This is a genomic window from Nonomuraea sp. NPDC005692 (assembly GCF_040631115.1).
Classification (GTDB): domain Bacteria; phylum Actinomycetota; class Actinomycetes; order Streptosporangiales; family Streptosporangiaceae; genus Nonomuraea.
The window spans coordinates 14,063-27,364 of the sequence record NZ_JBEXYU010000015.1 but is presented as its reverse complement, the minus strand read 5'-3'; the positions used below and the strand labels follow the sequence as shown (position 1 = coordinate 27,364).

13 protein-coding genes are annotated in these 13,302 nt (G+C 70.2%); 7 read left to right on the top strand and 6 right to left on the bottom strand.

All coding sequences use genetic code 11. From position 1 onward, the window contains the following. The first annotated feature begins 13 nt into the window (after positions 1–13). Genes ABZ459_RS28015 through ABZ459_RS28000 form a run of 4 tightly spaced genes read left to right on the top strand, consistent with a single transcriptional unit; the run spans position 14 to position 3,376 of the window. Positions 14–577: a hypothetical protein gene (locus ABZ459_RS28015; protein ID WP_357976123.1), complete on the top strand. Its 564-nt coding sequence runs from the start codon at positions 14–16 to the stop codon at positions 575–577. Further along, a complete protein-coding gene (locus ABZ459_RS28010; protein ID WP_357976120.1) occupies positions 574–1,758 on the top strand; it encodes a S8 family serine peptidase in 1,185 nt (394 codons plus the stop codon). The genes ABZ459_RS28015 and ABZ459_RS28010 overlap by 4 nt, the downstream gene beginning before the upstream one ends. Before the next feature lie 26 nt (positions 1,759–1,784). Further along, positions 1,785–2,192, top strand: coding sequence for an OB-fold domain-containing protein (locus ABZ459_RS28005; RefSeq protein ID WP_357976117.1), 408 nt, complete (start codon positions 1,785–1,787; stop codon positions 2,190–2,192). After that, positions 2,189–3,376, top strand: a complete 1,188-nt coding sequence (locus tag ABZ459_RS28000; RefSeq protein ID WP_357976114.1) for a lipid-transfer protein — start codon at positions 2,189–2,191, stop codon at positions 3,374–3,376. Before ABZ459_RS28005 ends, ABZ459_RS28000 begins: the two co-directional genes overlap by 4 nt. Before the next feature lie 48 nt (positions 3,377–3,424). Here ABZ459_RS28000 and ABZ459_RS27995 read toward each other — a convergent pair whose 3' ends face one another. The 5 genes from ABZ459_RS27995 to ABZ459_RS27975 form a co-directional block, all read right to left on the bottom strand. Continuing rightward, positions 3,425–4,441, bottom strand: a complete 1,017-nt coding sequence (locus ABZ459_RS27995; RefSeq protein ID WP_352320859.1) for a dipeptide ABC transporter ATP-binding protein — start codon at positions 4,439–4,441, stop codon at positions 3,425–3,427. Then, positions 4,425–5,462 (bottom strand): ABC transporter ATP-binding protein, encoded by a 1,038-nt coding sequence (locus ABZ459_RS27990; protein WP_357976111.1) that lies wholly within the window; start codon positions 5,460–5,462, stop codon positions 4,425–4,427. The genes ABZ459_RS27995 and ABZ459_RS27990 overlap by 17 nt, the downstream gene beginning before the upstream one ends. 13 nt (positions 5,463–5,475) lie before the next feature. Next, entirely contained in the window at positions 5,476–6,456 is a 981-nt protein-coding gene (locus ABZ459_RS27985) for an ABC transporter permease (RefSeq protein ID WP_357976108.1), read from the bottom strand. Then, positions 6,449–7,393, bottom strand: a complete 945-nt coding sequence (locus ABZ459_RS27980; RefSeq protein WP_352320853.1) for an ABC transporter permease — start codon at positions 7,391–7,393, stop codon at positions 6,449–6,451. Before ABZ459_RS27980 ends, ABZ459_RS27985 begins: the two co-directional genes overlap by 8 nt. 130 nt (positions 7,394–7,523) lie before the next feature. Beyond that, positions 7,524–9,158, bottom strand: coding sequence for an ABC transporter substrate-binding protein (locus ABZ459_RS27975; RefSeq protein ID WP_357976104.1), 1,635 nt, complete (start codon positions 9,156–9,158; stop codon positions 7,524–7,526). 470 nt (positions 9,159–9,628) lie between these two features. On the opposite strand from ABZ459_RS27975, the gene ABZ459_RS27970 reads away from it, so the two are divergent. The 3 genes from ABZ459_RS27970 (at position 9,629) to ABZ459_RS27960 (ending at position 11,712) form a co-directional block, all read left to right on the top strand. Continuing rightward, positions 9,629–10,564, top strand: coding sequence for an ABC transporter permease (locus ABZ459_RS27970; RefSeq protein ID WP_357976101.1), 936 nt, complete (start codon positions 9,629–9,631; stop codon positions 10,562–10,564). Then, complete coding sequence (locus tag ABZ459_RS27965; RefSeq protein WP_357976098.1) at positions 10,557–11,423, top strand: ABC transporter ATP-binding protein; 867 nt, start codon at positions 10,557–10,559, stop codon at positions 11,421–11,423. The genes ABZ459_RS27970 and ABZ459_RS27965 overlap by 8 nt, the downstream gene beginning before the upstream one ends. 133 nt (positions 11,424–11,556) lie before the next feature. After that, positions 11,557–11,712, top strand: a complete 156-nt coding sequence (locus ABZ459_RS27960) for a hypothetical protein (protein ID WP_185845322.1) — start codon at positions 11,557–11,559, stop codon at positions 11,710–11,712. Positions 11,713–12,222: 510 nt separating this feature from the next. On the opposite strand, the gene ABZ459_RS27955 is transcribed toward ABZ459_RS27960, so the two are convergent. Beyond that, on the bottom strand, positions 12,223–13,146 hold the full coding sequence (locus ABZ459_RS27955) for a hypothetical protein (RefSeq protein ID WP_357976095.1): 924 nt from the start codon (positions 13,144–13,146) through the stop codon (positions 12,223–12,225). Positions 13,147–13,302 lie beyond the last annotated feature (156 nt).

Here is a 13,302-nt window from a genome sequence, read left to right as displayed (position 1 = left end):
GTTCGAGGTTGACGTGTACCAACTGTCCGTCGTGCTGCTCTCCATCCTGTCCGTGTTCTGGCCGCAGGCCGACGCGCCCGTGCCGGAGCGCTGGCACGCCTGGCCGGTGACGCGGATCTTCCCCCTGGTCGTGCCGGGCCTCAGCCCGTCGGGGGCCAGGGTGACGTACGTGCTGGCGGGCGTGGCTCCCGAGGCGCCGTGCCGGGTGGCGTTCCAGCCCGCCGCGGTGCGGCCCGGCTGCCTGACCGCCCTGCGGGCCACGTACGCCGACAGCACCCAGACGTACGTGGCCACCGTCGGGATCGCCGTGCTCGGCGTGCCGGGCGCCGGGACGTACCGCGGGGCGCGCCCGCCCACCGTGCGGCCCGTCGCCTTCCCCGGCGGGCCGGCCGAGCGGTTCGGCCGGCGGCAGTACTTCACCGGGGCGCTGGCCGGGTCGGGCGACCCCTACCTCGTGGCGACGGCCGCGGGATACGCCGACGGGCGGGCGTACCGGCCGGGCGATCGCGCCGCGCCGCGGCTGCGCGGGGTCGCCCGGCAGCTCGCCGAGACGTTGTACCGGGCGCTGACCCGATGAGGGTGCTCGCGTCCCTGCTGCCGGCTCTGATCCTGGCGGCCGGGGTCGCGGGCGTGGCGTCCAGCGCCACCGACGACGTGCGGACGGCGGCCTCGCCGAGCGTCCCCGGCGGCGTCGGCGCCGCCGCGCGGGCCCGGCAGTGGCAGCTCGGAGCGCTGCGCGCGCCCCGGGCGTGGCGGGAGAGCCGGGGCGCGGGCGTGCTGGTGGCCGTGCTGGACACCGGCGTGAACGGCCGCCACCCCGACCTGCGCGGGGCCGTCACCCAGGGCCCCGACCTGACCGGCGCGCCCCCGCGGCTCTGGGGGCACCACGGCACCGCCATGGCCGGCCTGATCGCCGGCCGCGGGCACGGCGAGGGGCGCGCGGAGGGCGTGGTCGGCGTGGCCCCCGCGGCGCGGGTGTTGTCGATCAGGGTCACGCTGGAGAACACCGACCCGCTGCGCGCCGAGCAGCGCGCCGGCCGCCGCGACGCCCTGGCCGCCGGCATCAGGTACGCGGTCGACCACGGCGCGGACGTGATCAGCATGTCGCTGGGCGGCGGCAGCGGCGCGTGGGAGGGCTCGGCGGCCGAGGAGGAGGCCGTGCAGTACGCGCTCGCCCGCGGCGCTGTCCTGGTGGCCTCGGCGGGCAACGACGGCGACACGGCCAACAGGAAGAACTTCCCCGCCGCCTACCCGGGCGTGATCGCCGTGGGCGCGGTGGACCGGCGGCTCAGGGTGGCCCCCTTCTCCAACCGCCAGGACTACCTGTCGGTGGTCGCGCCGGGCACGGACGTCGTCACGGCCGACGGCGGCGACGGGTACGTGGTGGGCGACGGCACCAGCTCGGCGGCGGCCATGGTCGCGGGCGTGGCGGCCCTGGTGCGGTCGGCACAGCCGGAGCTGTCGCCGTACCAGGTGCGCACGGCCATCGAGCGCGGCACCAGGAGACGGCCGGCGCGCGGCCACAGCCCCGCCTACGGGCACGGGGTGGCCGACGCGCCGCTCGCCCTGCGGGAGGCCCGGCGGCTGGCCCACGGAAGGGTTTCGCCGGCCGCCCGGCCCGGCCCGTACTTCGGGCGGGGGCCGGCCCGGCCGCCCGCCTCCAGGGCGCCGGTCGTGGCCGGGATGGTGGTGCTGGCGGCGGCCATGTCGGCGCGGGTGGTCGCGACCCGGCGGAGGCGCCGGAGGGATTCACCCTAGCAAGCGCTTGTGTGATACTCCTGGCTATGACCTTAGCGATCGACGGCTGGTTCGCCATCGACGGTGACGGCGCCACCCACCTCATCGGCACCACCTGCCTGACCTGCGGGACCGTCGCCTTCCCGCCGCAGCCCGGCCTGTGCCGCAACCCGCGCTGCGAGGGCGAGGAGACGGCCGAGGCCCGGCTGCCGCGGCGCGGGCGGGTCTGGTCCTACACCGAGGCCTGCTACCCGCCGCCGGAGCCGTACGTGGCGGAGCGGCCGTACCGGCCGGTCACGCTGGCCGCCGTCGAGCTCGACGGCGCCGGGCTGGTGGTGCTCGGCCAGGTCAAGGACCTCACGGCCGGCGACCTGGAGGTGGGCATGGAGCTGGAGCTCGTGCACGGGCCGCTGGCCGACGGCCCGCTGGTGTGGATGTGGGGGCGGGCCTCGTGAGCGCGGTGGTGGTGCTCGGCGCGGGCATGCACCCGTGGGGCAAGTGGGGACGTCCCTTCGCCGAGTACGGCGTCGCCGCCGCCCGCGCCGCCCTCCGCGACGCCGGCGTGGCCTGGACCGACGTCCAGTACGTGGTGGGGGCCGACACGATCAGGAACGGCTACCCCGGCTTCGTCGCCGGCGCCACCTACGCCCAGGCGCTCGGCTGGACGGGCGCCAGGATCGCCTCCTGCTACGCGGCCTGCGCGTCGGGGGCCCAGGCCGTGGACATCGCGCGGACCAGGATCATGGCCGGGCTGTGCGACGTGGCGCTGGTGGTGGGCGCGGACTCCACCCCCAAGGGCTTCTTCAAGCCGGTCGGCGGCGACCGGCACGACGACCCCGACTGGCTGCGCTTCCGCCTGCTCGGCGCGACCAACCCCGCCTACTTCGGCCTGTACGCCCGCAGGCGCATGGCCCTGTACGGCTCCACCAGCGAGGACTTCGCCGCCGTCAAGGTCAAGAACGCGCGCGCCGGCTCGCTCAACCCCATGGCCCGCTACCGCCGCCCGGTCACGGCGGATGAGGTGCTCGCCTCCCCCATGGTGGCCGACCCGCTGCGCCTGATGGACATCTGCGCCACCTCCGACGGCGGCGCCGCGGTCGTGCTGGCCTCGGAGGCGTACGCCAGGCGACTCGGCGCGACGGCCCCGGTGCGCCTGGCCGCCGTCTCCACGGTGACCCCGACCTTCCCCAACGCGCTCCTGGAGCTGCCGAACTTCGCCACCGAGTCCTGCGCCGCCGTCCCCGCGCCCGAGAGGCCCTTCAGGGCCGCGATCGCGCACGCGGCCTACGAGGAGGCCGGTCTGAGCCCCGAGGACGTCTCCTTCGCCGAGGTGTACGACCTGTCCACCGCCCTGGAGCTGGACTGGGTCGAGGACGTCGGCCTGTGCCCGCCGGGCGAGGCGGACAAGCTGCTGCGGGCGGGCGAGACCGCGCTCGGCGGCCGGGTGCCGGTCAACCCGTCGGGCGGCCTGGCCTCCTTCGGCGAGGCGATCCCGGCCCAGGCGATCGCGCAGCTGTGCGAGCTGACGTACCAGCTGCGCGGCGCGGCGGGCGGGCGGCAGGTGCCGGGCGCGCGCGTCGGCCTGGCGGTCAACCAGGGGCTGTTCGGCCACGGCTCGGCGATCGTGGCCACCACATGAGAAGGCCCTCCGGGAAGTTCTCCCGGAGGGCCCCATGGTCCGGCGCGGTCAGCCCGCGTGCACCACGTCGTGCGTCTCGGCGAAGTGACAGGCGCTCTCGTGCCCGGTCCCCGTCCGGATCTGCAGCAGCGGCTCCTCCTCCGCGCAGATCTCCTGCGCCTTCCAGCAGCGGGTGCGGAAGCGGCATCCCGACGGCGGGTTGGCGGGCGAGGGCGGGTCGCCCTGCAGGATGATCCGCTCGCGCTGCTCCCGGCCCTCGGGGTCGGGAACCGGCACCGCCGACAGCAGCGCCTGCGTGTACGGATGGGCCGGCTTGTCGTAGATCTCGACGTCCTTGCCGAGCTCCACGAACTTGCCCAGGTACATCACGCCCACCCGGTCGGAGATGTGGCGGACCACCGACAGGTCGTGGGCGATGAAGATGTAGGCCAGGTTGAACTCGTTCTGCAGCCGCTCCAGCAGGTTGATCACCTGGGCCTGGATCGACACGTCCAGCGCCGAGACGGGCTCGTCACAGACGATGATCTCCGGCTGCAGCGCCAGGCCGCGGGCGATGCCGATGCGCTGCCGCTGGCCGCCCGAGAACTGGTGCGGGTAGCGGTTGATGTGGTCGGGGTTGAGCCCGACGACCTCCAGCAGCTCCTGCACCTTGCGGCGGCGGTCGCCCTTGGGCGCCACCTCCGTGTGGATCTCGTACGGCTCGCCGATGATGTCGCCGACGGTCATCCGGGGGTTCAGCGAGGTGTACGGGTCCTGCATCACCATCTGGATGTTGCGGCGCATGCGCTTGAGGTCGCCGCCCCTGGCCTTGGCGATGTCCTTGCCGTTGATCTTCACCGAGCCCGAGGTCGGCCGCTCCAGCGCCATCAGCACCTTGGCCAGCGTGGACTTGCCACAGCCCGACTCGCCCACGATGCCCAGCGTCTCGCCCCTGTTCAGGTCGAACGAGACGCCGTCCACGGCCTTGATCGCGCCGATCTGCTTCTTGAGGACGATGCCCTGGGTCAGGGGGAAGTGCTTGACCAGGTCGCGAACCTCAAGGATGCGCTCACTGCCGTTCGCCATCGAGGACCTCCCTCCAGTAGTGGCAGGCGCTGCCACGCGTGCCGCTGATCTCGTAGAGCTGGGGGGCGGCGGTCACGCAGTTGTCCTGCCGGTACGGGCACCGGGGATTGAACGCGCACCCGCTCGGCAGGTCGAGCAGGTTGGGCGGCAGGCCCTTGATCGCGTACAGCTCCTGGCCCTTGAGGTCCACCCGGGGGATGGACTCCAGCAGGCCCTTCGTGTACGGGTGCGCCGGCGCCCGGTAGATGTCGTGCACCGGGGCGTTCTCCACGATCCGGCCGGCGTACATGACCGAGATCTTGTCGGCCACGTCCGCCACGACGCCCAGGTCGTGGGTGATCAGGATCATGCCCATCTGGCTCTCGCGCTGCAGCTCGGCCAGCAGTTCCATGATCTGCGCCTGGACGGTCACGTCCAGGGCGGTGGTCGGCTCGTCGGCGATCAGCACCTCGGGGTCGAGCGCGATCGACATCGCGATCATGATGCGCTGCCGCATGCCGCCCGAGAACTGGTGCGGATAGTCGTTGACGCGCTGCCGGGCGGCCGGGATGCGGACCTTGTCCATCAGCTCGACGGCCTTGTTCATGCCGTCGCGCTTGGACATGCCGCGGTGGACCCGGAACATCTCGCTGATCTGCCAGCCCACGGTGAACACCGGGTTGAGCGCCGAGAGGGCGTCCTGGAAGACCATCGCGATGCGCTGGCCGCGCACCTGGGTGCGGGCGTCCTCCGAGAGCTTGAGCAGGTCGGTGCCCTTGAAGCGGATCTCGCCCTTGGGGATGACGGCCGGCGGCATGTCCAGGATGCCCATGATCGCCTGAGCGGTCACGGACTTGCCCGAACCCGACTCGCCGAGCACCGCCAGCGTCTCACCGGGGTTGACCGTGTAGCTCACGCCGTTCACCGCGCGCACGATGCCCTGGCGCGTACGGAACTCCACGTGCAGGTCGTCCACCGCGAGCAGCGGTTCGTTGCCCAGCCCTCCCTCGGCGGGCAACACGTCTGTCGACGTCTTCTTCACTTGATCCCCCCTTCTACCTGAGCTTCGGATCGAGAGCGTCACGCACGGCGTCGCCCAGCATGATGAACGCGAGCACCGTGATGCTCAGGAACAGGGCCGGGAAGAACAGCGGCAGCGACGCGTCGAGGAACCGCGGCCGGGCGTCGGCGATCATGAGGCCCCACGAGATGTCCGGCGACTGCACGCCGACCCCGAGGAACGACAGCGCCGCCTCCGCCGCGATGTAGCCGCCGAGGTTGATCGTGCTGACCACGATCACCGGCGCCAGCGAGTTCGGCAGCAGGTGCTTGAACATGATGCGCCACTGGCCCGCGCCCACCGACCGCGCGGCGACCACGAAGTCCTGGCTCTTGGCCGTGATCACCGAGGCCCGCATGATGCGGAACACCATCGGCCAGCCGAGCACCGCCAGGGCCGCGATGACCAGCATGATGCTGTTGATGCCGCTGTCGCGGAAGGTGGCGGCGATCAGCAGGGCGCCCAGGATCGGCGGGATGGCGAAGAAGATCTCGGTGACCCGGGAGGAGACCGAGTCGATCAGGCCGCTGCGGAAGCCGGCGAACAGGCCGAGCAGGCCGCCCACGATCATGGTGATGATCGTGGTGGTCACGCCGATCACGATCGAGTTGCGGGCGCCGTAGATCGTCCTGGCGAACACGTCACAACCCTGGCTGTCCTTGCCGAACGGGTGCCCCACGCTGGGGAGCTGCCGGGCGGTGGACAGGTCGCAGGTCTGGGCGTTGGTCGGGTCGATCGAGGTGAACAACGACGGCCAGAACGCCATGACCAGCAGGATCGCGATCAGCACCGCAGAGATGATGAACATCGGCCGGCGACGCAGGTCGTACCAGGCGTCGGTCCACAGGCTGGCGGGCTTGTCCTGCTTCTGCTTGCCGCGCCTGCCCTGCTTGTCGGGGGACGGTGGCGCCGGGGCCTCCGTGACCAGCGACTTCGCTTCCGGCAGCATGGGCCCGACGTTTGCTTCGTTACTCATAGCGGATCCTCGGGTCGAGCACTGCGTACAACATGTCGACGACCAGGTTGGCCAGGATGTAGATCAGCACCAGCACGGTCACGATGCCCACGACGACCGGCTGTTCTCGCAGCAGGATCGAGTTGAACAGCTGGTTGCCGATACCCGGCAGGTTGAAGATCGTCTCCGTGATGACCGCGCCGCCCATCAGGTTCCCGAGGTCGGCACCGAGGTAGGTGACCAGCGGGATCAGGGCGTTGCGGAGCCCGTGCCTGCCGATGACGCGGCGTTTGGCCAGGCCCTTGGCCGTGGCCGTGCGGATGTAGTCCGCGCGCAGCGTCTCCACCAGGCTCGTCCGAGTCAGCCTGGTGAGATAGGCGATCGACGTGCCGGCGAGCACGAAACCGGGCAGCAGGTAGCTGCGGAACCCGGCCGAGATGCCGGCCACGGGGAAGATGTCGCTCCCCGTCCACAGCTTGAGCTTGACCCCGAGCACCAGCTGCAGCACGAAGCCCGTCACCAGCGTGGGGACGGAGATCAGCAGCAGCGTCGAGGCGAGGATGGCGGTGTCGGAGGCCCTGCCGCGGCGCAGCGCCGCCCACAGGCCGAGGCCGACGCCGATGATGGCCTCCATGACGAGCGCGGTCAGCGCGAGGTTCAGCGTGACCTGGAACTTGCCGGCCATGAGCTGCGAGACCGGGATCCTGGAGAAGGTGGTCCCGAAGTCCCCGTGGAAGAGCACGCCGCTGAGGTAGTACCAGTACTGCAGCAGCAGCGGGTCATTCAGGTGGTATTGGTCGCGCAGGACCTCGGCCACCGCCGGGTCCAGGCGCTTCTCGCCCGCCAGTGCCTGGATGGGGTCGCCGGGCAGGGCGAAGACGATCGCGAAGATGAGTAGCGTGGCGCCGAGCAGGACGGGTATCGCCTGCAGCAGTCGCCTGATGACATAACGGCCCATTCAAGCCCTCCGGTACATGCGTGGAGGCAGTCACCCTCGTAGCCGCGGTTTGCCCGGCCCCAAAGTGACTGCCTCCAAGCTCAGTCCTCCGATGGGCGGACGGCAGGAGCCGTCCGCCCGGCGAATGACGTCAGGCCTTCTCGACGTCAGACCACTGAACCTGGTTGAGCAGGTTCAGCTTGACGCCCTTGACCTTGGCGGAGTGGCCGAAGTTGCTCCGGTAGAAGTACACCGGGATGTACGGCATGTCCTTGATCAGGATGTCGTCGGCCTGCTGGTAGAGCTTGAGGCCCTCGGCGGCGTCGGCGGCCTGGTCACCCTTGGCGACGATGTCGTCGAATTCCTTGTTCTCGTAACCGCCGTAGTTCGAGCCGGTCGAGATGGCCTGGGTGCCGAAGATCGGCGTCAGGTAGTTCTCGGCCGACGGGTAGTCGATCGACCAGCCCATGCGGAACAGGCCCTTGTACTTCTTGGCGTCCAGGTCGTCCAGGATGGCCTTGAAGTTCTCGAACGGCTTCGGCGTGACCTCGATGCCCAGGTTGGCGCGGAGGTTGTTGGCGACGGCCTCGATCCACTCCTTGTGGCCGCCGTCGCCGTTGTAGCCGAGCTCGAGCTTGGCCGGGCCCTTGGCGTCGGCGTAGAGCTTCTTCGCCTCGGCCGGGTTGTACGTGCAGGCCGTGCAGGCGCCCTGACGGTAACCGGGGATGGCCGGGTTGATGAAGTCGTCGGCCGGGGCGCGGGTGCCCGCGAAGACCGTCTCGGTGATGGTCTTGCGGTCGATGGCCATGGAGATGGCCTTGCGCACGTCCGGGTTCTTGAACTCGGGGTTGTACTTCAGCGGGACGCCGATGTAACCGACAGAGGCGTCGGGCTCGTCGAAGTAGCGGTCGCCGAGGACGGACTTGGCGGTCGCGATCGCCGAGGCGGGCAGCGAGTCGTCCACGTCCAGGTTCTCGGCCTGGAGGTCCTGGAAGGCGGTCTCGGCCGAGCTGTAGATCTTGAACTGCAGCTTGGTCCAGTTCTTCGGCTTGGTGCCGGGGAACTTGTCGTAGACCGTCATGTCGATGGTCTGCGCGCCGCCCTTCTTGTAGGGCTTGTCGACCTTGAAGAGGCCCTGGCCGATCGGCTGCTCGCCGTAGGCCTGGGTCACCTTGCCGTCGGCGCCGAGCGCGGAGGCCGGCAGCGGGTAGAAGGCGGTGTACCCGAGCATCGTCTTGAACTGCGAGAACGGTGCGGACAGCGTCACCTCAAGGGTGCTGTCGTCGACAGCCTTGAGGCCCTTCATCTCCTTGGCCGTCGGCGTCTTGCCCTCGCCCGGGTGGACGTCGGCGAAGCCGTCGATGCGGGAGAAGAAGGCGGAGGAGCTCATGGCGTTGTCCTGGTTGGCGCCATAGTTCCAGGCCCGCGCGTAGTCGGCGGCGGTGACCGGCTTGCCGTCGTGCCAGGTGTAACCGGCCTTGAGCTTGATCGTCCAGACCTTGCTGTCCTGGGTGGTGATCGACTCAGCGGCCTCTTCAACCGGCTGCTTGTTCTCGTCGTACTTGACGAGCGGCGAGAACACCGCGGCGAGGACTTCGGAGCCCTCGGTCTCGGTGGTGTTCAGCGGGTTGAGGAGCTCCTGAGGCTCACCGATCTCCATGCGGACCGGCGTTTCGCCGCCGCCCGCGGCAGTGCCGCCGTCCGAGGCACCGCCGCCACACGCGGCAACCGCGAGGGCGAGCAGCGCGGTACCGGCGACGATCTGTGCGCCCTTAGTAACACGCATGGTGAAAAAAATCCTCCCTCTACAGGTGGGCGACAGCGCTGAGCTGCGGTGATGGTAAGCAGCCTGACGGGGGGTTCCTGGTATCCCCCGGATTTGGCTGACATGGTCAAACCAGCCGACGCCCTGCCAGTCGATCGCGACTATCCCTTACTACTTGCCACCAGCGAGTCTCTGGCGCGTTGCAGTTCGGTCACACGTGCGCCAATCCAGCGTCACAGACATTCTTCCTATAAGACTACAAACACCCCAGGGATGCTCAAACAGGTCAAGCCTCGACGTGAACGGCGGATGAAAATTACCCCCTACAGGACCGTGGTCGCGCCCTTCCCGCCATGGCCCCCCTCGCTGGGCTACGGTTGAGCGAGTCTTGACGGCACCTTGGAACCTGGCGCCCCAAGACTCCGTCCAAGCATCTGCCGCGTCCCTCGCGGCAGGCACCCCACCGACCTGGATCCAATAGAGTCCTAGCCATGAGCCAGCCGGAATCCGCTGTCGCGGACGCCCAGGCGGGCGGCCGAAGCGGGCAGGAGCCGCTGGCCAAGCTCGCCGAGAGATACGGACTTCGCCGTGCCATCGCGCGGCCGAGGTTCCCTGTCTATCTGCGCCAGCTCTGGGAGCGGCGACACTTCATCCTGACGTACGCGACGTCCCGCAACGTCTCGAAGTACTCCAGCTCGGCCCTGGGCCAGCTGTGGCAGGTGCTGACCCCCCTCCTCAACGCCGGCATCTACTACGTGATGTTCGGCGTCATCCTGGGCGGCCGGGGCGGCATCGAGAACTACCCGGCCTTCCTGCTGACCGGGATGTTCGTCTTCACCTACACCCAGCGCGTGGTGACGGCGGGCGCCAAGTCGATCTCCGGCAACCTGTCGATGATCCGGGCCCTGCACTTCCCGCGCGCCTCGCTCCCGCTGGCGTACACGATCCAGGAGCTGCAGCAGCTCGCCATCTCCATGGGCGTGCTCCTCGTCATCGTGACGGCCACCGGCGAGTGGCCCACCTGGTTCTGGCTCATGATCCCGGTGGTGCTGGCGCTCCAGACGATGTTCAACATCGGGGCCAGCCTGGTGATCGCGCGGCTGGGCGCCCAGATGCGCGACCTCAACCAGTTGCTGCCGTTCATCACCCGCACCTGGCTCTACGCCTCGGGCGTCTTCTTCTCGATCCAGGACAAGGTGGTCGGGTCCGCGAAGCTGCCGCAGTGGGTGGCCGACGTGATGTACCTCAACCCGACGGCCTCCTACATCGAGTGGATGCGCGACATCCTCATCAAGAGCTACCACCCGCAGAACGGACACTATCCCCCGACTATGGTGTGGGTGTCTTGCGTATTCTGGGCAGTGTTCTCACTCGGCTTCGGCTTCTGGTACTTCTGGCGGTCCGAGGAGAGGTACGGGCGTGGCTGAACTGACCGAGGAGCTGTCACAGGTGAAGGGCGAGGAGCCCGCCGTCCCCAGCAAGGACGTGAGGGTGCACCCCAACCCGGAGCCCCGGGGCAAGAGTCCGCTCGACGTTCCGACGGGCACCCCGACCGTCATCGTCGACGACCTGCACATCGTCTACCGCGTCTACGGCACGGCCACCGACAACGAGAAGGGCAACGCGGTCAACGCCCTCACGCGCCTGCTGAAGCGCCAGGGCCGGCCGCAGATGAAGGAGGTTCACGCCGTCAAGGGCGTGACCTTCGTGGCCTACCACGGCGACGCCATCGGCATCGTGGGCCGCAACGGGTCGGGCAAGTCCACGTTGCTGCGCGCCATCGCCGGCCTCCTCCCGCCGCACGAGGGCGCCGTCTACACCGACGGCCAGCCCTCGCTGCTCGGCGTCAACGCCGCGCTCATGCGCGAGCTGACCGGTGAGCGCAACATCGTCCTCGGCTGTTACGCCATGGGCATGACGCCGACGGAGGTCAAGGAGAAGTACCAGGAGATCGTCGACTTCTCCGGCATCGACGAGTTCGTCCAGCTGCCCATGTCCACGTACTCGTCGGGCATGGGCGCGCGGCTGCGCTTCGCCATCTCCTCGGCCAAGACCCACGACGTCCTGCTCATCGACGAGGCCCTGGCCACGGGCGACCGCGAGTTCCGCAAGAAGAGCGAGGCCCGCATCCGGCAGATCCGCGAGTCCGCCGGCACGGTCTTCCTGGTCGCCCACGACCTCAAGGTCATCGAGGAGACCTGCAACCGGGTCATCTGGCTGCACAAGGGCAAGATCCGGATGGACGGCGACCCCAAGGAAGTCATCGCCGCCTACAACAAGGGCTGACCCACCCGCTTTTCGATCACCTGCGCGAAACGTGGGTGACTCGCGCGCCGAAACACTGACAGCGTGACTGCCGTTCCGATAGTATTCGAACGCGAATTCGATCCAAGGAACGCTGATGGAGTGGGGGCGCGCGATGGGAGAGCTTTCGGCCGCGATCGACCACCTGGCCATCGAAGACGTGGCCGAGATCCCCAGGATGCAGCTCGCCGAGCAGCTGCTGGAGCTTCACTGGCAGATGGCCCGGCTGCAGGCCCAGATAGCCCGGCGCACCGGCGTCCGGCTGCCCTAGCGGCCCGCGCCGTACAAGGGGGGAAACGAGAAGGCCGCCGACCCCTTGGCGGGGCCGGCGGCGGGCTCGGCGCGGCGCCGCTGCCCTGCAGTCAGCGGCGGTACACGTGTGCGAACCCCCGGGCTGGAGCGCATCCGCCCAGACCCGTGGCGGGCCCGTCCGCCCGAGCGGCGGACCCGCGACCGACGCGCGGCAGTGCCGTCGGGGCGCTCGGCACCTTGTGAGCGCACCCCATCGGCCTGTCCTGTCGGTGCGACGGCGCCCCCGTCGTTCCACGGGCGTCCACCGACGCCGGGGAGAGCGGGAACCCGCCGTCGCGGGAACAACCTGGCACCTGAACGCGGGCCACCTCACGGCCGTCACGTCCGGTTCGCGAGCGTCGGCACCTGGGACGCCGGCGAACCGTCGCACGGCCCTCGGCGGGGCCGCGTCCGCGCGTCGTCACGTCATGTCCGGGACGCGCCCGCGCGGGTCACGTCCGCGACACGTCCGGGACGCGCCGTGCTCGCCTCAGTCGCGAACCCAGGAGCCCCGCACCGAGCTCGTCAGCGCGTCGGTGCTCCAGCCGAGGGCGGAGATCATGTCGCTGTAGGAGCCGGCGGCCTTGGAGCCGTTGGCCGAGACGAGGCCCGCGCTGTCCTGCATGAGCGGGGTGATCTCGTCGACGGAAGCGGTCCGGGTGGTGCCCGGCAGCGCCTCGACGACCGGCGCGGCCTCGACGGGGGCGACCTGCCCGACCATCGGGGACAGCTCGCCGCCGGACGCGTGCGGCAGGGCCATCCTGGCGGCGCGGGTGAGCCCGCCCATCCCGGACTCCGTGGACAGGTCGCGCAGGCCCTTGGTGGCGCCCGTCATGCTCGTGGTGGCGGTGCCGGCCGTGCCGGAGCCCGTGCCGGGCAGCAGCGCGCCGCCGCCCACCTTGCCCATCGCGCCGCCGACCGAGGCGCCGGCCAGGGCGGTCATCGTGTCCATGGCGCCGCGCAGCGGGGCGCTGGTGCCGGTGAGCCCGCCGTTGCTCTGCGGCGCGCCCTTGACCAGCGGCTGCGCCATGCGGGCGCCGCCGAGCAGCGGCAGCGACTTGGCCAGGCCCCGGCCGCCGCCGCCGATCGCGCCGCTGCTGAGGATGGGCGACAGCTCGGGCAGCGGACCGCTCTGGCGGGTGACGTCCTCGGCCGCGTTCGGCGTCATCGCCAGGCTGGCGCGTCGGTTCTCGTCGGCGATGTCGCGTGCCCTGGCCTCGCCGGCGGCGTCCGCCGCCTTGGACTTGTTGGCCCCGGTCAGGCCGCCGAGGCCGCCGCCCAGGCTGCTGAGCAGCCCGCCGCCGAGCAGCCCGCCGAGCAGGTCGAGCGGGCCTCCGCTGGTGCCCCCGCCCAGGCCGTCCAGCGGGACGATCTTGGCGGTGTGGGTGAATTGAACTTCTGCTTGAGCTGGCACGGCCAAAGCCGCCGCCAAGCCGAATGCTGTGACGGCAACGGCCGCCTTGACTACTCGATTCATGATTGCCTTCCCGGCTCGTGATCGATCGCTCTCGAATGCGGTGGAAATGCGAATCGATAACCCCCGAATGCCGTGGCGTACACGCTATGGGCA

Excerpts from the sequence above, each read along its gene's own strand:
- ABZ459_RS28010 (WP_357976120.1), top strand. The coding sequence starts at position 574 with ATGAGGGTGCTCGCGTCCCTGCTGCCGGCTCTGATCCTGGCGGCCGGG.
- ABZ459_RS28005 (WP_357976117.1), top strand. The coding sequence starts at position 1,785 with ATGACCTTAGCGATCGACGGCTGGTTCGCCATCGACGGTGACGGCGCC.
- ABZ459_RS27995 (WP_352320859.1), bottom strand. The coding sequence starts at position 4,441 with ATGGCGAACGGCAGTGAGCGCATCCTTGAGGTTCGCGACCTGGTCAAG.
- ABZ459_RS27985 (WP_357976108.1), bottom strand. The coding sequence starts at position 6,456 with ATGAGTAACGAAGCAAACGTCGGGCCCATGCTGCCGGAAGCGAAGTCG.
- ABZ459_RS27980 (WP_352320853.1), bottom strand. The coding sequence starts at position 7,393 with ATGGGCCGTTATGTCATCAGGCGACTGCTGCAGGCGATACCCGTCCTG.
- ABZ459_RS27975 (WP_357976104.1), bottom strand. The coding sequence starts at position 9,158 with ATGCGTGTTACTAAGGGCGCACAGATCGTCGCCGGTACCGCGCTGCTC.
- ABZ459_RS27970 (WP_357976101.1), top strand. The coding sequence starts at position 9,629 with ATGAGCCAGCCGGAATCCGCTGTCGCGGACGCCCAGGCGGGCGGCCGA.
- ABZ459_RS27960 (WP_185845322.1), top strand. The coding sequence starts at position 11,557 with ATGGGAGAGCTTTCGGCCGCGATCGACCACCTGGCCATCGAAGACGTG.